Here is a 19840-nt window from a genome sequence, read left to right as displayed (position 1 = left end):
CGCTTTCAGGGGCAATACTTCGACACCGAGAGCGGTCTGCACTACAACCGGCATCGGTACTATGATCCGCAGGTTGGCCGGTACCTGACACCTGATCCGATCAAGTTGGCGGGTGGGCTGAACCCGTATCAATACACGCCGAATCCGACGGGGTGGGTTGATCCGTTGGGGTTGAGCGGGAATTGCCCGCAGTCGGGAAAGGCAGGGTGTGGGGCGCCGGATGATACGACTGGCGCTAAGGTTGATGAAGGTGAGCCTACGCTGCCGAAGCTGACGGGTGAGCAGCGGAGGGCGCGGATTGATGAGTTGGCTGAGGCGAACGCATATCGACGTTTAGATGAGATGGAGAAATCTACAAGAGGTGCTCATTTTCTAGAAAAGCATGGCAAGCAGACTAGTTTGGAGTCTCAACGTGAGCGGGCAATGTCGGGAAGGAACCCGACAACAGGAGTAATTGAAAGGTACACATCAGGAAGGAAGGCTGGTCAGCCAAAGATACCTAGTGCAGCGACACGTTTTATTAGCTATAGGGATCAGTTGAACGCCATTCATCGAGCTCAGCTAATATTCAGGCGAAATGGTCATGCAGCATCTAAAGAGCCAATGAATATGGGTAAACAAATAGGTGAGGGATATAAACGTGGTGGCTTAGTATATGGAAAGCAAAAAAATGCAGTCGTCATATTAAATGAGACGGGTGCTCCGATAACGACTTTTGCGGATTTTTGAGTATGAAGCGTCCCCCTAAACTTTCTATTTTGCGTGGTCTACTATTTTTGTTCGACATTGACAATGTTGATAACGATGAAAGAGAAGAGATTATAGTTTCTAAAAATGTAAATGATGATGTCGAGCTCGCTGAGCTGTTCGACATACTGATGCGTCCGGAGTTTATCTCCTATAGCGGAAGTGATCGCGAATGGTATATAGATACGTTAAGTTGCTATTTGGATATGGGTGAAAGCTTTGACTCTATTTTTGATAAAATAACAACATATTTTGATGATGAGGTAGAAGATCGGCGGAGGTTTATGCAGGTTCTTTTGGCGTGTTTATTGAAATATCAGACTGAAGTAGCTCAGCCACCATTTGTGGAAAAAAAATGAGTTTGCGAGATCCATTTTCAAATGAAGAATTTCAACCCGGCTTAATGTGGTTTATTGGCGTCTTTGATGTTTATGACCGCGAGGAAACTCGGGGTTCGGAGCTGGAAGTATATAATCCGAATGATCGCTTTGACAGAGCGGAGCTGATCAAAAGATACAGCTTGAATCTAGGTTATCTGTCCTATCGACATAAGCTCGTGCTGCTGGATTTTTTAGCGGAAAAGCTAAGCGATGCGTCTTATGATTTTCAGAGTTTGTTTGATATAGACGAAGAAGATGCAGGGAGTTGGCCGCGTGGCGAGTGGTATACATTGGAGGATCCCCGTGGATTTCTTCAAGATGTCTATTTGTTGGCTCAGGAGGCCTGGAAGGAAGATCTTCTTAGGGCGAGTCTTGAAGAACGGGCCAACTGGTGATGGAGAAGGTGAGGCCTTTAGTCTGGAATCCCACGAGTTGCCAATTGCCAGCACTACGGGATGTTTAAATGCTGTTTAAAACCATCGTAATTATTACGAAATGTCTGGACAAGCTCGTCGGAAGTTTCCTTCAACCTGTAGCGGTTTCCATGAACTGGTGCGAAGTGAGATCCATGAATATTCTATGGCTGTCACTGCAAATGCAGCGGCAGGGTGTAGGAACCCTTACTCCAACGTGCATCAGTACTGTCGATTGATTGCGGCACTTATATTGAGTCCGTAATATCGTTCGCGGCGGCTGTGTGCGGGACACGTTTCGACGTGGCTGAGTTGGAGTATCTCAGTTTCCTACTCCCGCGCACGGCTGCCACCCAAGCCCGTAGGAAAGGCCGTTGGTAGCTTCAAATTAGTACTCCATGGACTTTCAAAAAATGAAAACTCTGCACCCCGATCCCCCCTACGAAAAACCAATCCCCCATCCCAAAAACCGCTTCATGGCCCTCACCAGCAACTGCACCGACATGCCCACGTTGTTCGTCGATACCCACGCGCCGCTCGATGTTTTATACGACGCCGCCAACTATCGAATTCGCGCGGTCACACAGGTGCTGGAGAACATGTCGATGCGCGGTTCGCTTGAGTGTGAGTCGTTCATCCTCAGTGATTTTGCACTGCTATGCGCCATTCCGTTGCGGGATGGGTGTGATGTGCTGGATGTGCTTGGGCGGCGGTTGCGGGCTCAGGCTTCGGAGTAACGCCGCTGAAAGATCGTTCCCACGCTCCGCGTGGGAATGCAGCCACTGACGCTCTGCGTCAAATTGGTGCCTGGCTCGATGCCGGCGGTGAGGCTGGAACGCAGAGCGTCCCTGGAGGCATTCCCACGCGGAGCGTGGGAACGATCATTGGATCGCCTTCATGGCACCAAATTAGTGCGCGAGAAGTGGCCGCCAACCGCTTGGTGCCACTTCTTGGTGCGCAAAGACGCTCAGAACTAGTACGCAGGTACCTGTCCAAGGTGGTTGTCCTGCACGCCAGCCACCAGGTGCAGTGGAATGTGCGGTTGTTCTTCCAGGCAAGGGACTTCGAAGCTACCCACAATTTGCACGTGCCGATCAATCAATCCGGTCGATTCTTGTACTGTTTTAGCCATTCTCGCGTGGTTCGCTGCGATTTCACTGAGGGTTGACACGTTAAATCTCCGGGTGACTCACCAAGCGTTGCGCTGGGGTCCTTAATTATTGATTTGATTGTTGCTGCGTCAGAATTACGTCGTTTCCGAGCGGCTACGACCGGCCTTTGCAATCCCCAAGCCAGACACTTTGTGCGTTGCGTCAAAGATTTGCCTAGGCGACGAATGGTGTGAGGTCCTCGCAACTTGGCCAATAGCACAAAGACTCAATATTCAAAAAAGGAATAAATAGATAATTATTTATTCCTTTTGTTGTTTGTACAGGTGGTGCACTTTGAAGGCCTGCGCATCCCAACGGATGTGCCCGTCCTCAGACAGGAAGCCTCATCATGACCATCAAAGCGATCAACGTCCGTAACCAGTTCAAAGGCGTCATCAAGGAAATCCTGCAAGGCGACGTGGTGTCGGAAATCGACGTGCAAACTGCCTCCGGAATCGTCACCTCGGTGATCACCACCCGTTCGGTGCGCGACCTTGAATTGAAAGTCGGCAGCGAAGTGATTGCCTTCGTCAAATCCACCGAAGTCTCGATCGCCAAGCTCTGACCCCAAAACACACTTTGTAGCAGCTGGCGAAGCCTGCGTTCGACTGCGCAGCAGTCGTGAAATCAGACAATGCGGTGTGTCAGGAAGACCTCGCAAACTCAGGTTTACGACTGCTGCGCAGCCGAACGCAGGCTTCGCCAGCTGCTACGGATTGTGGCGTTCCTGCCCTTGTCGGCATTAGTGGCGCACATTCACATTGAGGTTTTCATGACGACACCTTTCAAGCGCAGCGCATTGACCCTGTTGGCCACTTCCGTGGCTGCGCTGAGCGCATTACTCAGCCCCCTGGTTCAGGCCGAAGGCAAAATCAGCATCGCCCAGCAATTTGGCATCGGTTACCTGATTCTGGATGTGGTGCGTGATCAGCAGCTCATTGAGAAACATGGCAAGGAGCAGGGCCTCGATATCAAGGTCGACTGGAACAGCATTTCCGGCGCCACGGCGATGAACGAAGCGCTGCTGGCCGGTGCGCTGGATGTGGTGTCAGCGGGTGTGCCGCCGATGTTGACGATCTGGGATCGGACCAAGGGCAAACAAAACGTCAAGGCCATCGCTTCGCTGGGGTCGATGCCCAACTACCTGTTGACCAATAATCCAAATGTGAAAAGCCTCAAGGACTTCACCGAAAAGGACCGCATTGCGGTGCCGGCGGCGGGGGTAGGGTTCCAGTCGCGCACCTTGCAGATCGAAACGGCCAAGCAGTTTGGTGCGGACAATTTCAAAAAGTTTGACGACATCTCGATCAGCCTCGCTCATCCCGATGCGACATCGGCGCTGATTGCGGGCGGTTCGGAGATCAACTCCCATTTTTCCAGCCCGCCGTTCCAGTATCAGGAATTGCAGAGCCCCAACGTACACAAGGTACTGAGTTCCTACGACGTACTGGGTGGCCAGGCCACGTTCAACGTGCTGTACACCACTGAGAAATTCCACGACGAAAACCCGAAAACCTACAAGGCGTTTTACGCCGCGCTGGCCGAGGCCGAGAAAATCATCAAGGCCGATAAGCCGGCGGCCGCCCAGACCTATATCCGCGTGGAGCAGTCGAAGCTGGCCCTGCCACTGGTTGAGAAGATCGTCGCCGATCCCGAAATCGACTTCACCGTGGTGCCACAGCGCACCTATATCTACGCCGAGAAGCTCCAGGAACTGGGTGTGCTGAAAAACAAGGCCGCCAGTTGGAAGGATTACTTCTTTGAGGAAGCGCACAGCAGCGGGGGCAGTTGATCGCGTCAGAGCCCCCGGCTGCTTCTGATCAGCTCATAGGCTCGACGCACTAGCGGGTTCACCGTGTTGGGGCGAATCCACAGGTGATACGTCACGTCCGGCAGCCGTGGCAATCCGTCCGTTTCACCCAGTACGCGCATGTCCGGGCCGAGCATTTCCATGCTGCGGGCCGTGACACCCAGCCCCGCACGCGTCGCAGCCTTGATGCCAATCAGGTTCGAGGCCAGATACGCCTGGCGCCAGGGAATGTTGGCGCGCTCCAGGGCTTGCAGCGCATAGCGGCGGTAGATGCTCGGCTCGTCCACGAGAATCAGCGGCAAGGGTTCGCCGGGGTTGTGAATGTACTGCGCCGAGCAGATCCACCACACCGGTGAAGTGCGTAAGGCGAAGCCTTCGAGGTTGGAGTCTTCGCGGGTGGAAATCACCATGTCGATCTTGCCCCGGTGCAGGTCTTCCATCAGGAACGGACTGCGGCCGACATCGATCTCCAGTCGCAAGCGCGGTGCCGAGCGGGCGATGTGGCTGAGGATCGGCGGCAGGATGGTGTCGGCGATGTCATGGGGCGAGCCGATGCGCAACACGCCGCTCAGGCTGCTTTCACGCAGGGAGTTCAGCACCTCGTCGTTAAGCGAGAGCATCTGCCGTGCATGCCGAAGTAACTGCAAGCCGGCTTCGGTGAGTTGTTTTTGCCGTCCGCGCTTCTCGAACAGATTCACACCGACGAGCTGTTCCAGGCGTTGCATGTGTTGGGTGACCGACGATTGCGTGCGGTCCAGTTGCGCGCCGGCCTCGGCAAAACTGTGGTGATCCACCACGGCAATGAAGGTGCGCAGCAATTCAAGATCAAGCGTTGGCAGGGGCGACATGACAATGGACCAGGGCTGTTTTTATATCAGGAGTCTAAACATAAACATTACAGGTCTTTATGTTTGTTCGTTGTTTGTTTTGGAGCGTTTTAGTGATTTGCCCAATAAACACTGAGATTTAGGCTGAAAAGTATTGGCGGCCACACCGCAAGTTATAACGATATTAGATATCTGCATTTCCGTTACACCCACGCTGTACCTAGGATGCCATCACACCCGGTCGGGGTATGCCGATCAACCATTAGGGGAAGTTCATGTTGCTCAAGCGCACGCCTGTTAAACAATTGTTGCCCGTGATGCTGGGCGCCCTGATCTCCTTGGCTGCCAGTACTGGCGTCCATGCGGATGCGACGCTGGACAAGATCGAGCAGCGTCATGTGCTGGTGGTCGGCGTGCTGCTGTCCGGCGGCCCCTTTGGCGGGATTGATCCTGCCACTCAGAAGCCGCGCGGCTTGAATGTTGAGCTCGCGCAGGAATTGGGGCAGCGACTAGGCGCCGAGGTGGAACTGGTGCCGGTGTTGCCCGCCAACCGTGTGCAGTTTCTGCAGCAGGGTAAGGTCGACTTGCTGATTGCCAACATGGAATGGACCGCCGAACGTGGCGAGATCCTCGGTTTTGTACCGACGCCGTTCTATCGCGTTGGCGGCTCCGCAGCGGTGCTCAAGGACAGCAAGATCAGCCGTTGGGAAGACCTGAAAAACCAACCGGTCTGCACCTCCCAGGGCAGCAGTTACATCAAGCCGCTGACCGAGTTTGGCGCTGAGATCAAAGCCTTCAAGAGTTCTTCGGAATCCTTGCTGGCGTTGCGCGGCAACAACTGCGTCGCGGCGGTGCATGACGCCACGCTCATCAATCCGCTGCTCGCCGACACCGCCGAATGGCAGGGCTATCGCGCGATCGGCCCGGAACTCAACCCCGCGCCGTCGGTGATCTGGACCCGCCGCGGAGAAAGCGATACCCAGGCCAAGATTGATCCGATTATCAAGGACCTGCACCGCAGCGGCTGGTTGATTGAAGCCCAGACCCGCAACAGCATCACGCCCGCATCACCCGCGCTGGTGGAACTGCAAAAACAGTTTCAAGCCAACGGCGCCTGATCCCGGCCCGCCATCCCCTCGTTTTTAACAGCCCGTCGTTTTGCGCGACGGGCTTGCAAGGTAGTCGTGCATGAATCGTTATTTCTCCGCAAAAAACTTGTTCACCCTGTGCCTGGCAGGGTGTGCCGGGATGCTCGCCAGTCTCGCCCAGGCCGACGCCACGCTGGACAAGATCGAGGAACGCCACGCCATCAGCATCGGGGTGATTCTCAGCGGTCCGCCGTTCGGCACCCTCGATCCGAAGACCGGCGAACACTTGGGCTACAACGTGGAATTGGCCAAGGGTGTCGCCAAGGCGATGGGTGTCGAGGCCAAGACGGTTTCGGTGCTGGCGCCGAATCGCGTGCAGTTTTTGCAGCAGGGCAAGGTCGACATTCTGATTGCCAACATGCAGTTCACCGAAGAGCGCGCCGAGATTCTCGATTACGTGCCTACGCCGTACGAGGAAGTCGGCGGCGCGGCGTTGATTCGCAAAGGCGCGGGCATCACGCAATGGGCCGACCTCAAGGGCAAGCCGGTGTGCGTGTCCCAAGGCAGCAACTTCATCAAGCCCTTGCAGGAAACCTACGGCGCCGAGATCAAGGCCTTCCGCAGTCAGTCGGAATCGCTGTTGTCGCTACGCGGCAATGGTTGCGTTGCCGCGGTGCATGTTAGCCCGACTATGCATGCCTTGTTGAGCGATGCCGAGTGGGCTGAGTATGACATTCCGCTGCCGGGTGATTTGATTCCGTCCAACTCGGTGATCTGGGTGCGCAAAGGCGAGCACGATACCCAGGCGAAACTAGATGCCATCGTGCGCGACTGGCACCGCAGTGGCTGGCTGCTCGAACTCGGCGAGCGTACCGGTATGGCGCCGTCCCAGGCTTTGCGTGACCTGCACGAGCAATACCGCAAGGCAGCGCCGCTGGCGTCGCAACCATGAGTCGGCCGTTGTTCGAGGTGTTGCAGCAACTGCTCGGTGCCCGCCATGTGCAGAGCAGCGAAGAGGCCGCGCCGTACCTGACCGATAAACAAGGACGTTATGTCGGGCAGGTGGTTGCTGCCGTGCATCCGGCGAACACCGAGGAAGTTGCGGCCGTGGTCCGCGCTTGTGTGGCCTGTGATACGCCCGTGGTGGTGCAGGGCGGCAACACCGGTTTGATGGGTGGCGCCACACCGGACGCCAGCGGCTGTGCCGTTTTGCTGTTGCTGGATCGCCTGAACCGGGTGCGTGCGGTGGACACCGACAACGACACCCTGACCGTCGAGGCCGGCTGCATATTGCAAACCGTGCAGAACGTCGCCCGTGAAGCCGGCCGCCTCTTTCCCCTGAGTCTGGGCGCGGAAGGCAGTTGCACCATCGGCGGCAATCTCGGCACCAATGCCGGTGGCACGGCGGTGTTGCGCTACGGCAATACTCGCGAGCTGACGCTGGGGCTGGAAGTAGTGACGGCCGAGGGCGAAATCTGGAACGGTCTGCGTGGCTTGCGCAAGGACAATACCGGTTACGACCTGCGTGACCTGTTTATTGGCAGCGAAGGCACACTCGGGATTATCACTGCGGCGACCCTGAAACTGTTCCCGTTGCCCAAGGCGCAAGCCACGGCGCTACTGGCCTTCGACTCCCTGGCCCAGGCGGTGGAGTTCCTATCTCATGCCCGTGCCGGTTTCGGTGCCAGCCTCACTGCGTTCGAACTGCTCAGTGCCGATTGCTTGACGTTGTTGCGTGAGCAGTTTCCTGAGGGCCCGCAACCGTTTCTCGGAGCCATTCAACCCTGGTTCGCCTTGCTGGAACTGTCGGATATCCACAGCGAAAGCCATGCTCGCGAGGCTTTTGAAGAGGTGCTCGGCGCGGCGTTCGAAAACGCGTTCCTGGCCAATGCACTGATCGCCGAAAGCCTCGCCCAGAGTGAAGCCCTGTGGCAATTGCGCGAAAACATGAGCGAGGCGCAGAAGCGTGCCGGTCGCAACATGAAGCACGACATCTCGGTACCGATTTCCCAGGTCGTGGCGTTTGTCGCGCACACCGATGCGCTGTTGCAGGCGCATTTTCCGGGCGTGCGCCATTTCACCTTCGGCCACCTGGGCGACGGCAACCTGCACTACAACGTTGCCCACCCGCTGGATTCGACGGTCGACGCGCACATGGCTCAATACGCGGCGCTCAGTCTGCTGGTGCACGACAGCGCCCACGCCCACGGCGGTTCCATCAGTGCCGAGCATGGCATTGGCCAGCGCAAACGGGACCTGTTGGAGCGCTACAAAAGCCCGGTGGAGCTGAATTTGATGCGACGGATCAAGCAGGCGCTGGACCCGAAAAACCTGCTCAATCCGGGCAAGGTCGTGGAGGTGACGTCGTCATGAGCCTTCGTCTGTCCCAGCGCGTGCAACGCGTCTCGCTGTCGGCCAATGCCGCCGCCAAATCCCGGGCCACCGAGTTGCGCGAGGCCGGTCGCGACATTCTCGACCTGACCACCGGCGAGCCGGATTTCGATACCCCCGAACACATCAAGCAAGCGGCCTATGCCGCCATCGCCGCCGGTGCGACCAAGTACACCGCGACGCCCGGCGTGAAAGCCTTGCGGGTGGCCGTGCAACGCAAACTCCAGGAGGAAAACCGACTGGACTATCCGCTGGCCTCCATCGTAATTGCCAACGGCGCCAAGCAGATCATCTTCAACGCGTTTGCCGCGACCCTCGACGACGGCGATGAAGTGCTGGTGCCTACACCGTACTGGCCGTCATTTCCGGACAGCGTGCGGTTCAACGGTGGCGAGCCGGTGTTTATCGAATGCGGGCTGGCGCAGGGCTGCAAGGTCACCGCAGAACAGTTGGCGCAACACATTGGCGAACGGACGCGCTGGCTGATCCTCAACGGCCCCGGCAATCCGAGTGGCGCGGTGTACAGCGCGGCCGAGTTGCAATCGATCGCCGAGGTGCTGCGCCGTCATCCACAAGTGCTGATCCTGTTGGATGAACTCTACGAACATATCCGCTTTGACGGTCAGCCGGCACAGAGCCTGCTCAATGTCGCGCCGGATCTGCAGCCGCGTTGCCTGCTGGTGGGCGGCGTATCGAAGACGTATGCCATGACCGGCTGGCGCATCGGTTTCGGCGCCGGGCCGCACGGGCTGACCAGTGCCATGGCGGTCGTGCAGTCGCAATCCACGTCGGGGGCTTCCTCAGTTGGACAAGCCGCGGCATTGGCCGCCTTCGAAGGCGGACTGGATTTCTTGCCGGAACAGGTCGCGGCTTATCAGCTACGTCGGGATCTGTTGGTGAGCGCTTTGCGCGACGTCGCGGGACTTGAGGTGCTTGAGCCCCAAGGCGGCTTCTTCGTATTCGTGCGGTGCGCCGGTCTGCTTGGGCGTTATCGTCCGGACGGTATACGCCTGAACAGCGACGCCGATGTCGTGGCGTATTTACTGGAGGAGGGTGTGGCCGGCGTGGCGGGCAGTGCGTATGGCTTGTCGCCGTGGTTCCGCCTGTCCATCGCCACCGCGACTGACAGCGTGGTCGAAGCCGGACGCCGCATCGCTCACGCCTGCGGACAATTGCGAGGCGAACCATGAATCACTGGCTCGAGGTGTTCGTCCACTGGGTCGCCGGGTTCGGCTTGAATTACAGCTTTCTGCTGGACGCCTACCAACGTGGCACCCTGGCGCAGGGCGCGCTGACCACCGTGTGGCTTTGCCTGTTGACCATCGTCGGCAGCCTGCTGGCCGGTATCGCACTGGCCGCGATGCTGACGTCGGGCAAACCCTGGCTGGCCAAACCGGCGCGGGTATTTGTCGAGGTCACCCGCAACACGCCGACGCTGGTGCAGCTGTATTGCGCGTTCCTGGTGTTGAACATGCTGTTGACCCAGGCCGTCGGCGCGGCCAATCCGCTGACACCCTTTGCCTGGGTGGTGATTGTGATCTCGTTGCACAAGGGCGCGTTCCACGCCGAAGCCTTGCGTGCGGGGATTGAAGCGGTGCCGGCGGTGACGATGGAAGCGGCCAGTTCGCTGGCTTTCAACAGTCGTCAGTTGTTGTGGAACGTGCAGCTGCCGCTGGCCGTGCGCTTCGCCTTGCCCTCGCTGATCAACAACCTGATCGACCTGGTGAAGATGACGGCCGTGGCCTCGGCCATTGCGGTCGGCGACATCACCTACGCGGCGATCATGATCTGGACCCAGAGCGATAACGTGCTGGAACTGATGATTCTGATCCTGAGCTTTTTCGGTCTGCTGAGTTTTATCGTCAATTGTGTGGGGCGCTACCTTGAAGCGCGCCTGAGGATGCCCGGCTATGGCCATTGAATCGTCCGTCAGCGCGCCGCTGGCCTGGCCTCGGCGGCATGTCGGCAAGTTGCTGGTGTTGGCTGGCGCCGTGCTTTGGCTGCTGTACTTCGCCCCGCAAAGCCCGGTGCTCAAGGCCTTGGTGCAATGGTCGCCGGCACTGGCCGTGGGCTTTGCCCAGAACATTCTGATCAGTCTGGTCGCCATCGGTTTGGGGTCGGTGCTGGGGTTGTTGGTGGGGGCGTTGGCGTTGTCGCCGCTGAGGCTGTTGCGTCTGCCGGCACGGATCTGGGTGCAGATTTTCCGCAATGCGCCGTGGCTGGTGCTGATCTATTTCACCACCTATGTGTTTCCGTTCGAGATCCACATCGGCAGCGCCTATGTCTCGTTCCCGGACTGGGTCAAGGTGACCATCGGCCTGGCCTTACCGGCGAGCGCCAACGTTGCGGAAATCTTCCGTGGCGCCATTGCCTCGATCCCCAGCACCCAGTGGGAAGCCGCCCGTTCGCTGGCATTTACCCGTGGGCAAATTTTCCGCTCGATCATCCTGCCGCAGTGTTTCAAGCGCATGTTGCCGCCGTGGATGAACCTGTATGCGGTCATCACCATGGGCACCGCACTGGCCTCGTTGGTGGGCGTGCACGACGTGATCGACACCGCACAGATCGCCAGCAACACGGTGAACATGACCGGTTTCACCGTGGTGATTTACCTGAGCCTGCTGGTGCTGTTCTTCGCCTATTGCTACCCGATTTCCCGTCTCACCCAACGCCTGGAGCGACGTTATGCCTTTTACTGAAACCGTCGCCGAACCCTTGGTCAGCCTGCGCGATCTGCACCTGTCGTTCGGCACGAACCCGGTGCTCAAAGGCATCGATCTCGACGTGCACCGAGGCCAGGCCGTGTCGATCATCGGCCCGTCCGGCTCCGGCAAGTCGACCATTTTGCGCTGCATCACCGGCCTGTTGCAGCCGCAGCGCGGCACCATTCGCGTCGACTCCACCGAGGTTCACACCTTGTCTCAGGAATCCGAGCGCATCGAGTTGCGCAAGCGAGTGGGATTTGTATTCCAGCAGTACAACCTGTTCCCGCATCTGTCGGTGTTGGAAAACCTGGTGATCGCGCCGCGCAAGGTGTTGGGCCACAGCCGGATCGAGGCCGAAAAACAGGCGCGTGCCTTGCTGGCCAAAGTGCGCATGGAGCACAAGGCTGACGCCTATCCGGGGCAACTGTCCGGCGGCCAGCAGCAGCGCGTGGCGATTGCCCGCGCGTTGGCGATGCGCCCGGAACTGATTCTGTTCGATGAGGTGACCTCGGCCCTCGACCCGGAAACCGTCGGTGAAGTGCTAACGGTGATTCGCGAGTTGACCGAAGAGGGTATGACCTGCGTGCTGGTGACCCACGAGATGCGTTTCGCTGAAGAAATCAGCGACATCGTCTACTTCACCGAAAACGGCGTGATCGTCGAACACGGCAGCGCCACACAGATTTTCCGGCACCCGACCAGCGAGCGCACCCAAACGTTTTTGCGCCATGCATTGGGTGATTCGGGGCGTCGTCCCGCCGTCGCCAATGATCCGTATCTGTTGACCAACCTGGGCCGTTACAGCCTGTCCGTCTAACACCGAGGAGCCTGTTCATGAGTACCCATAACCGTGCCGCCGTCATCGAAGATTTTCTGAAGAAAATCCGTAACATCAATCAACGTGGTGTCGACCGCGCCGCGCTGGGAGAGATCGTTGCCCTGCTTGAAGACCTGGCCGAACGCCGTGATCTGTTCAATTTCGACGAATTCCCCGCGCCAGTGCCAGGGCAGGGCAGCACAGCATTTCGCTACCGCCTGAATGACGACGGCGACACGCCGACGCTGTACCTGAATTCGTTGTTGCCGGGCAAAAGCACCATCCCCCACAACCACGAAACCTGGGCGATCATCAGTGCGGTCGAAGGCCAGGAAATCAACTACGTCTACGCCCGTGACGATGAAGGTCGCGAGCCTGGGTTCACCACGTTGCACCTGGAAAAAGAAGTGATTGTGCAACCGGGCACGTCGATTTCCTTTCTGGGGGACGACCTGCACGGCATCCGTGTCGAAGGCGAGCAAGCGACCTTGCATTTTCACCTCTACGGTCTGCCGCTGGAGTCGCTCAACGGTCGTTACGGCGTTGAAGGCGACGGGCGCATTCTCAATTACAACGCCTCGCAAATGGCACCGTCGATCAAGGCCTACGCATGATCGATCTTTACTACTGGCCCACCGGCAACGGGTTGAAGATCGGCATCTTGCTCGAAGAGCTGGAGCTGGCCTATCGCGTGTTGCCGGTCAATATTCGTGAAGGTGAGCAGAAACAGCCGGCGTTCCAGCGAATCAGCGCCAATGGGCGAATTCCGGCGATTGTTGACCATGCCCCCGCAGGTTTGAGTGAACCGCTGAGCCTGTTCGAGTCCGGTGCCATCCTTAATTATCTGGCCGACAAGGCAGGACGTTTCCTGCCACCAGCGGGCAGTGCCGAACGGCAGAACGTCCAGGAATGGTTGTTCTGGCAGGTCGGGCATATCACCCCGTACCTGAGCCAGTTGCAGGTGTTCAAGGAGAAAGCACCGGAGCCGATTCCATTCGCCCTCGACTTACTCAATGCCGAGGCGACGCGATTGTATCGGGTGCTGGAAACGCGCCTGTCGGAAGTGCCGTATGTGGCGGGTGACTACTCCATCGCGGACATGGCGATCTTTCCGTGGATCCAGCCGTTGCGTCAGGGCCAGGACCTGGCGGACTTCCCGCATATCCATGCCTGGCGAGAACGCCTGAAGGCACGACCGGCTATTCAGCGTGCGTATGCGAAGGGCTGGGACGTTGCGGCCAACGAGCGCTCTCTGGCGCTTCAATAACTCATTTTCAAGCGGGACTTTCATGAGCCAGACCGTAACCCCAGGGCAACTGCAGCAATGGCTGTTCGACGGGCAGGAAATTGCCCTGTTTGACGTGCGTGAACACGGCCAGTATGGCGAGGCCCACCTGTTTTTCGGGGTGAACCTACCCTATAGCCGACTGGAGCTGGAGGTGCGGCGTCTGGCGCCGAATCCTCTGGTGCGGCTGGTGATCTATGACCAGAACGGCGGGGATGTCGCTGCCCGTTCTGCCCAGCGTCTTCAGGCGCTGGGGTATCAGCGCGTGCACGTATTGGAGGACGGTGCCGATGGCTGGCAGGCCGCCGGTTTTCAGCTGTTTGCTGGCGTGCATGTGCCGTCCAAGGCCTTTGGCGAGTTGGTGGAGGAGGCCAGTCATACGCCGCATGTCACCGCGCAGCAGTTGGCTGAATGGCAAAGCCGGGGCGAGCCGCTGGTGCTGCTGGACGGTCGGCCGTTCGATGAGTATCGCAAGATGACCATTCCCGGTTCGGTGTGTTGCCCGAACGGCGAGCTGGGCTATCGCATCCACGATCTGGTAGCGGACGACACCACGCCGATTGTGGTCAATTGCGCCGGCCGCACCCGCAGCATTATTGGTGCCCAAACCCTGATCAACCTGGGTTTGAAAAACCCTGTCTATGCGTTGGAGAACGGCACCCAAGGCTGGGATCTCGAAGATTTGCAGCTGGAGCATGGCAGTACTCGACGTTATGCCGATGAAGTGTCCCCTGGTGCTTTGCCGGGGCAGCGACTGGTGGCTGCGCAACTGGCACAACGGGCGGGCGTCAAGACCGTTGATGCGGCGCAGGTCGAGCAGTGGGCCGGGGATGGAGATCGCAGTCTGTTTTTATGCGACGTGCGCACTGCCGAGGAGTTTGCGGCCGGCAGTCTGCCGGGGGCGCAACACACCCCGGGCGGGCAGTTGACTCAGTCCACCGATTTGTATGTCGGCGTGCGCCGGGCGCGTTTGGTGCTGATTGACAGCGATGGCGTGCGCGCGCCGATTGTCGGCAGTTGGCTGCGACAGTTGGGGCATGAGGCGTATGTCCTCAAGGGCGGTGTAAGCTGCGGTCTGGCGTTGCCCGCGGTCGAGGTGATTGCACACGAGGCGTTGCCATCAATCACCGTACTGGCGCTGGCCGATGCGCTTAAGGACGACGCCGTTGCGCTGATTGACCTGCGCCCGAGCATGGCCTATCGCAAGGGCCATATCGCCGGGGCGCGCTGGTCGATCCGCTCGCGGTTGGCGACTGACTTGGCCACAGAGCAGCGACCTCTGGTACTGCTGGCTGATGACCCATTGCTGGCCGTATTCGCGACACAAGAGTTGCCTGAAGCTCTGCGCGCCCAGGTTCGCTTTCTGGACGGTGGACTCGACGCTTGGCGTGCAGCGGATTTCGCAGTACAGGAAAACCCGGCTTCGCCTTCCGATGAGCAGTGCATCGATTTTCTGTTCTTTACCCATGATCGCCACGCTGGCAACAAGGACGCGGCGCGGCAGTACCTGGCATGGGAAATCGGTTTGTTGGCACAGATGAGCGACAACGAAATCGCCAGCCTCAAACCGCTGCCGCCACAAACACCTGAAAACTCGCGGATACGCACTCGCCTGATCCATTCCGCACGCACCGAGCGAGGCAATGGTGGTCGATCGGTCAACGTGCCGGTCACCCGTTTAAGCACGGTGCTGTTCGACAACCTGGCACAAATGCGCGACGCTCGCGCCCGCCGTGACAGCGAGCGAGTGCTGAGCTATGGCGCCCGGGGCAATCCGACGGCGTTCGCCCTCGAAGACCTGGTCACCGAACTGGAGGGTGGATATCGCACGCGCTTGTTCGGCACCGGACTGGCGGCGGTCGCGCAGACGTTTCTGGCTTACCTGCGCCCCGGCGATCATGTGCTGATCACTGATGCGGTGTACGCACCTGTGCGACGTCTGGCCCGGGAATTTCTTCAACCATTTGGCATCCAGGTCGACTACTTCGCCCCGGACGGCAGCGACCTGCAAGCGCAACTGCAAGCCAACACCAAAATGGTCTACACCGAAGTCCCGGGTTCGCTCCTGTACGAGCTCTGTGATTTTCCGGCCATCGCTGCCCTGTGCAAACCCCGTGGCATCCTGCTGGCCGTCGATAACACCTGGGGCTCGGGTTACCTGTACCGACCGCTGACCCTTGGCGCGGACATCTCGATCATGGCATTGACCAAGTACCTGTGCGGCCACAGCGATGTGGTCATGGGCAGCGTCTGCACCCGTGAAGACATCTGGCAGCCACTAGCGGCGATGAGCGACACCTTTGGCATCACGGTCAGTCCTGACGACGCTTATCTGGTACTGCGCGGCGCCCGAACCCTGGCGCCACGCCTGGAGGTGCACGAGCGCCAGGCCTTGGAGATCGCCCATTGGCTGCAAGCGCAACCGCAGGTGAAACGGGTGTTCCATCCGGCATTGCCCGATCATCCGGGGCACGCGTTGTGGCAGCGGGATTTCAACGGCAGTAATGGATTGCTGTCGTTCGAGCTGATGGAGGCGGACAGCCGCCATGTCGAGCGCTTCATCGATGCGTTGCAGGTGTTCGGGCTGGGGGCTTCGTGGGGCGGTTACGAAAGCCTGATCACGGTTGCCGATACCAAGGACCGCAACAGTGCGCAGGATCGCTCATTGAACCCGGTGCTGCGGTTGCATATCGGGCTGGAGGATGTCGAGGCGTTGATTGAGGATCTGCAGCGCGGCTTCGCTGCGCTACTATGAAGGCCTCAACTGGCGGCTCTACCGCCAGCACCACGCCGACTCACCGGCCCATAGAAAGAACAGGATCATGCAAGACCGTACCTACCAACTGCTGGAAGTCGCCCACGGCAAACCGATCAAACTCTGGACCGAAGGCGTCCCGGTAGAAAACGAAGCCAGGCAGCAGTTGATCAACACCGCCAGGATGCCGTTCATCTTCAAACACCTGGCGGTGATGCCTGACGTGCACCTCGGCAAGGGTTCGACCATCGGCAGTGTGATTCCTACCCAAGGCGCAATCATTCCGGCTGCCGTCGGGGTCGACATTGGCTGCGGCATGATTGCCGCGTGCACCACGCTGACGGCAACTGATTTACCCGACAACCTGCACGGCTTGCGCTGCGCCATCGAAAAAGCGGTGCCCCACGGCCGCACCATGGGGCGCGGCATCCGGGACAAAGGTGCGTGGGACAGCGTTCCGAAACAGGCTGATCAGGCTTGGGCCGCACTGGATTCACGGTTCAAGGCAATCACCGCCAAGTACCCGAAACTCGCCAGCACCAACAATCGTGTGCACTTGGGCACGTTGGGCAGCGGCAACCATTTCATTGAGGTGTGCCTGGATGAGACCAACCGGGTCTGGTTCATGCTGCACAGTGGTTCTCGCGGGGTCGGCAACGCCATTGGCAACCTGTTCATTCAACTGGCTCAGGCTGACATGCGCCAGCACCTCGCCAACCTGCCGGACCGTGACCTGGCCTACTTCGAGGAAGGCAGTCGACATTTTGCTGATTACGTCGAAGCCGTGGGCTGGGCCCAGGACTTCGCCAGACAGAACCGTGCACTGATGATGCAATCGGTGATTCAGGCGACACGCAAAGTGATCAGCAAGCCCTTTGACGTGGCGCTGGAGGCGGTGAACTGTCACCACAACTACGTGCAAAAAGAGCGGCACTTTGGTCAGGACATCCTCGTCACCCGCAAGGGCGCGGTGTCGGCGAAAAAGGGCGAGTTGGGGATTATTCCCGGATCGATGGGCGCGAAAAGCTTCATCGTCCGAGGGCTGGGCAATGAGCAGTCGTTCTGTTCCTGCAGCCACGGTGCCGGCCGCACCATGAGTCGCACCAAAGCGAAAAGCCTGTTCACCGTCCAAGACCAGATTCGCGCCACCGCCCACGTCGAGTGCCGCAAGGATGCAGCGGTCATCGATGAAATCCCGATGGCCTACAAGGACATTGATGACGTTATGCACGCCCAGCGCGAACTGGTGGAAGTGCTGCACACCCTGCGTCAGGTGGTGTGCGTAAAGGGCTGAGCCCTTTGGCAATAATAGAAAGCCCAGCCATTTCAGGTTGGGCTTTTTCGTGTCTGACAGTCACTGATCCTTCTCGCAATTGACCATCCACGACACACCAAACCGATCCACCAGCATGCCGAAACGCGCGGCCCAGAATGTCTGTTCCAGCGCCATTTGCACGGTGCCGTCTTCCGACAAGGCAGTGAAGACCCGTTCCGCCTCCGCGATGCTGTCAACATTGAGCGATACCGAAAAACCAGCCATATCATCGACAGGACGATCCGGTGTGGTGTCGGACCCCATGATGGCCTGGTCCCCGACGACGAGGCGGGTGTGAATGATCAGGTTGTGAAGATCCTTCGGCACGTGTTCGCCGGCCGGGGTTTCGCCAAAGGTCATCATGGCTTCGATTTCGCCAGGCAAGCTCTGGGCATAGAAGGTGAAGGCCGCTTTGCAGTTGCCGTTGAAGATCAGGTAGGGATTGATTTTCATGATGTGCTCCCGGTAACGAAGGAAGCCGAACGAGGTTGGATTAACCGCCAGCTCCGCAGTGATTGGACGCCGTTTAGCAAAGCGTTAGAGGGAGTGATTGGCCATTTTTGTTTAGATGTTTTTTCTATTGATGCGCTGCGTTTTATGGCCTCAACCGCGGTCGACCTGACATTGCGTCAGGTCTTCAGGCCACGGCGCGTGGTGCCGACGGTCGAAGCAGGCGTTCAATGGCCCCGCTCACCAGGTTCTCCAGCAGTTCATCACGCTCATGTTCGTTCAGCGAATGTTGCATCAGCCACCCGGGGGCGCTGTTGAGCAAGTTGGCGATGGCGTGCGCGGTGGCACGTTGCGCCTGTTCACCGGCCCGGGGTTTGGGGCCGATCATCAGCAGCAAGCGCTGTTCGTATTGCTCGCGCAAGTGCTGGACTCGCGCTTGTTGCTCGTCATTGAGGCAACCGGCGTCGCGCTCCGCCAGACGAAAATGCCACGGCATTTCCCGGTGCAGATTCAAGTGCGCACGGATCAGGCTTTGCAGCTTGTCGCGTTTGGCCGGGCCCTTTTGATCGAGGCGACCCAGGGTCGCCAGCAGTTCTTCGTAGAACTCCTCGATCAGGTCGAGCAGCAAGTGCTGCTTGCTCGGGTAATGGTGATACAGCGAGCCCGAGGAAAGCCCCAGGCACGTGGCCAGCTCACGCATGCCGACCTGACCGAAACCCTTGCTGGAGAACAACTCCAGCACTTTGTCCCGGTACTCGGAAAAGCGTGAGCAACGTTCAGGCATAGGCATAGAATCCACGTCCTGTTTTGCGCCCCAGATAGCCGGCGGCGACCATCTCCTTGAGCAGTGGGGCAGGGCGGTATTTGCTGTCATTGAAGCCGTCGTGGAAGGCTTCCATGATTGCCAGCAGGGTATCCAGACCGATCAGGTCCGCCAGGGCCAGCGGGCCGATCGGCTGGTTGCAGCCCAGGCGCATGCCGGCGTCGATGTCTTCGGCACTGGCCAGACCTTCCTGAAACACCAGAACCGCTTCGTTGATCATCGGCACCAGAATCCGGTTGACCACGAAACCCGGGCGGTTGCCGGCGGTGATCGCGGTTTTGCCCAGCGTTGTCGCCATGTCCAGGGCGAGGGCGTGGGTGCTGTCGCTGGTTTGCAGGCCGCGGATCACTTCTATCAGGCCCATCACCGGCACCGGGTTGAAGAAGTGCAGGCCGATGAAGCGCTCAGGCTGGCTGACGCTGGCGGCGAGTTGGGTAATCGACAGCGACGACGTGTTGGAAGCAATCACGCACTCGGCGCTGACCTGCGCGGCGATCTGATGCAGTACGCGCAGTTTCAGGTCGAGGTTTTCGGTGGCCGCTTCGATCACCAGTTGCGCGTTTTGCAGGCTATCGTATTGGGTGCTGGTGCGAATTTTGTCGAGGGCTACGTTCTTCTGTTCCTCGGTCAACGTTGCCTTGGCGACCTGACGATCGAGGTTTTTGCCGACCGTTGCCAGGGCCTTTTGCAGGGCGCTCTCGGAGATGTCGATCAGGGTCACGTTGAATCCGGCCAGCGCACAGACCTGCGCAATGCCATTGCCCATGGTGCCAGCGCCGATTACGCCAATGTTTTGCAGATTCATGTTGCCGTCCTTCAGGTCATACCGTGCGATACCTTGGCCGTGACAACGGTCGAAGGCGTACTATTGGCCGCGAGTCTA

General features: G+C 58.8%; 22 protein-coding genes. 17 read left to right on the top strand and 5 right to left on the bottom strand.

Features of this window, described 5'->3' with window-relative positions; genetic code table 11:
* From PMI22_RS09920 to PMI22_RS09935, 4 genes are all read left to right on the top strand, one after another.
* Positions 1-729: RHS repeat-associated core domain-containing protein (locus tag PMI22_RS09920; protein ID WP_007947080.1), on the top strand; the 729-nt coding region annotated here is incomplete at its 5' end.
* 2 nt (positions 730-731) lie between these two features.
* Positions 732-1106: a hypothetical protein gene (locus tag PMI22_RS09925; RefSeq protein WP_007947079.1), complete on the top strand. Its 375-nt coding sequence runs from the start codon at positions 732-734 to the stop codon at positions 1104-1106.
* The gene (locus tag PMI22_RS09930; protein WP_007947078.1) at positions 1103-1522 is read left to right on the top strand and encodes a hypothetical protein; all 420 of its coding nucleotides are present in this window, start codon (positions 1103-1105) and stop codon (positions 1520-1522) included. Before PMI22_RS09925 ends, PMI22_RS09930 begins: the two co-directional genes overlap by 4 nt.
* 431 nt (positions 1523-1953) lie before the next feature.
* Complete coding sequence (locus PMI22_RS09935) at positions 1954-2277, top strand: hypothetical protein (RefSeq protein ID WP_007947077.1); 324 nt, start codon at positions 1954-1956, stop codon at positions 2275-2277.
* A 236-nt stretch (positions 2278-2513) separates the two neighbouring features.
* Here PMI22_RS09935 and PMI22_RS09940 read toward each other — a convergent pair whose 3' ends face one another.
* Positions 2514-2711, bottom strand: a complete 198-nt coding sequence (locus PMI22_RS09940) for a hypothetical protein (RefSeq protein ID WP_007947076.1) — start codon at positions 2709-2711, stop codon at positions 2514-2516.
* A gap of 329 nt (positions 2712-3040) precedes the next feature.
* Between PMI22_RS09940 and PMI22_RS09945 the strand changes: the two genes are divergently transcribed.
* Both PMI22_RS09945 and PMI22_RS09950 read left to right on the top strand, forming a co-directional pair.
* On the top strand, positions 3041-3256 hold the full coding sequence (locus tag PMI22_RS09945; RefSeq protein WP_007947074.1) for a TOBE domain-containing protein: 216 nt from the start codon (positions 3041-3043) through the stop codon (positions 3254-3256).
* Between the two features lie 207 nt (positions 3257-3463).
* Positions 3464-4483: an ABC transporter substrate-binding protein gene (locus PMI22_RS09950; protein WP_007947073.1), complete on the top strand. Its 1020-nt coding sequence runs from the start codon at positions 3464-3466 to the stop codon at positions 4481-4483.
* Positions 4484-4488: 5 nt separating this feature from the next.
* Here PMI22_RS09950 and PMI22_RS09955 read toward each other — a convergent pair whose 3' ends face one another.
* Positions 4489-5349 (bottom strand): LysR substrate-binding domain-containing protein, encoded by an 861-nt coding sequence (locus PMI22_RS09955; RefSeq protein ID WP_007947072.1) that lies wholly within the window; start codon positions 5347-5349, stop codon positions 4489-4491.
* A gap of 254 nt (positions 5350-5603) precedes the next feature.
* Here PMI22_RS09955 and PMI22_RS09960 point away from each other — a divergent pair, with 254 nt between their 5' ends.
* The 11 genes from PMI22_RS09960 to PMI22_RS10010 all read left to right on the top strand — a co-directional run bounded on the left by PMI22_RS09960 (position 5604) and on the right by PMI22_RS10010 (position 17663).
* Positions 5604-6446, top strand: coding sequence for a transporter substrate-binding domain-containing protein (locus PMI22_RS09960; RefSeq protein WP_007947071.1), 843 nt, complete (start codon positions 5604-5606; stop codon positions 6444-6446).
* A gap of 70 nt (positions 6447-6516) precedes the next feature.
* Positions 6517-7368, top strand: a complete 852-nt coding sequence (locus tag PMI22_RS09965; protein ID WP_007947070.1) for a transporter substrate-binding domain-containing protein — start codon at positions 6517-6519, stop codon at positions 7366-7368.
* Complete coding sequence (locus tag PMI22_RS09970; protein ID WP_007947069.1) at positions 7365-8789, top strand: FAD-binding oxidoreductase; 1425 nt, start codon at positions 7365-7367, stop codon at positions 8787-8789. The genes PMI22_RS09965 and PMI22_RS09970 overlap by 4 nt, the downstream gene beginning before the upstream one ends.
* Positions 8786-9997, top strand: coding sequence for an aminotransferase class I/II-fold pyridoxal phosphate-dependent enzyme (locus PMI22_RS09975; protein WP_007947068.1), 1212 nt, complete (start codon positions 8786-8788; stop codon positions 9995-9997). The genes PMI22_RS09970 and PMI22_RS09975 overlap by 4 nt, the downstream gene beginning before the upstream one ends.
* A complete protein-coding gene (locus PMI22_RS09980) occupies positions 9994-10728 on the top strand; it encodes an amino acid ABC transporter permease (RefSeq protein WP_007947067.1) in 735 nt (244 codons plus the stop codon). Before PMI22_RS09975 ends, PMI22_RS09980 begins: the two co-directional genes overlap by 4 nt.
* A complete protein-coding gene (locus tag PMI22_RS09985; RefSeq protein WP_007947066.1) occupies positions 10718-11506 on the top strand; it encodes an amino acid ABC transporter permease in 789 nt (262 codons plus the stop codon). Before PMI22_RS09980 ends, PMI22_RS09985 begins: the two co-directional genes overlap by 11 nt.
* Positions 11493-12329: an amino acid ABC transporter ATP-binding protein gene (locus tag PMI22_RS09990; protein ID WP_007947065.1), complete on the top strand. Its 837-nt coding sequence runs from the start codon at positions 11493-11495 to the stop codon at positions 12327-12329. The genes PMI22_RS09985 and PMI22_RS09990 overlap by 14 nt, the downstream gene beginning before the upstream one ends.
* 17 nt (positions 12330-12346) lie before the next feature.
* Complete coding sequence (locus tag PMI22_RS09995) at positions 12347-12943, top strand: hypothetical protein (protein ID WP_007947064.1); 597 nt, start codon at positions 12347-12349, stop codon at positions 12941-12943.
* Positions 12940-13596, top strand: a complete 657-nt coding sequence (locus PMI22_RS10000; RefSeq protein ID WP_007947063.1) for a glutathione binding-like protein — start codon at positions 12940-12942, stop codon at positions 13594-13596. The genes PMI22_RS09995 and PMI22_RS10000 overlap by 4 nt, the downstream gene beginning before the upstream one ends.
* 22 nt (positions 13597-13618) lie before the next feature.
* On the top strand, positions 13619-16369 hold the full coding sequence (metC, locus tag PMI22_RS10005; RefSeq protein WP_007947062.1) for a cystathionine beta-lyase: 2751 nt from the start codon (positions 13619-13621) through the stop codon (positions 16367-16369).
* Between the two features lie 67 nt (positions 16370-16436).
* Positions 16437-17663 (top strand): RtcB family protein, encoded by a 1227-nt coding sequence (locus PMI22_RS10010; protein WP_033049421.1) that lies wholly within the window; start codon positions 16437-16439, stop codon positions 17661-17663.
* A 60-nt stretch (positions 17664-17723) separates the two neighbouring features.
* Here PMI22_RS10010 and PMI22_RS10015 read toward each other — a convergent pair whose 3' ends face one another.
* The 3 genes from PMI22_RS10015 to PMI22_RS10025 form a co-directional block, all read right to left on the bottom strand.
* Positions 17724-18137: a VOC family protein gene (locus tag PMI22_RS10015; protein ID WP_007947060.1), complete on the bottom strand. Its 414-nt coding sequence runs from the start codon at positions 18135-18137 to the stop codon at positions 17724-17726.
* A gap of 184 nt (positions 18138-18321) precedes the next feature.
* Positions 18322-18924 carry a TetR/AcrR family transcriptional regulator gene (locus tag PMI22_RS10020; protein WP_007947058.1) on the bottom strand — a complete coding sequence of 201 codons (603 nt, stop codon included), beginning with the start codon at positions 18922-18924 and terminating at the stop codon, positions 18322-18324.
* The gene (locus PMI22_RS10025; RefSeq protein ID WP_007947057.1) at positions 18911-19762 is read right to left on the bottom strand and encodes a 3-hydroxybutyryl-CoA dehydrogenase; all 852 of its coding nucleotides are present in this window, start codon (positions 19760-19762) and stop codon (positions 18911-18913) included. The genes PMI22_RS10020 and PMI22_RS10025 overlap by 14 nt, the downstream gene beginning before the upstream one ends.
* Between the last annotated feature and the right edge of the window lie 78 nt (positions 19763-19840).

The sequence above is a fragment of the Pseudomonas sp. GM21 genome, assembly GCF_000282215.1.
Classification (GTDB): domain Bacteria; phylum Pseudomonadota; class Gammaproteobacteria; order Pseudomonadales; family Pseudomonadaceae; genus Aquipseudomonas.
Note: the sequence above shows the minus strand (reverse complement) of the source record. Positions and strands in the feature narration are given on the sequence as shown.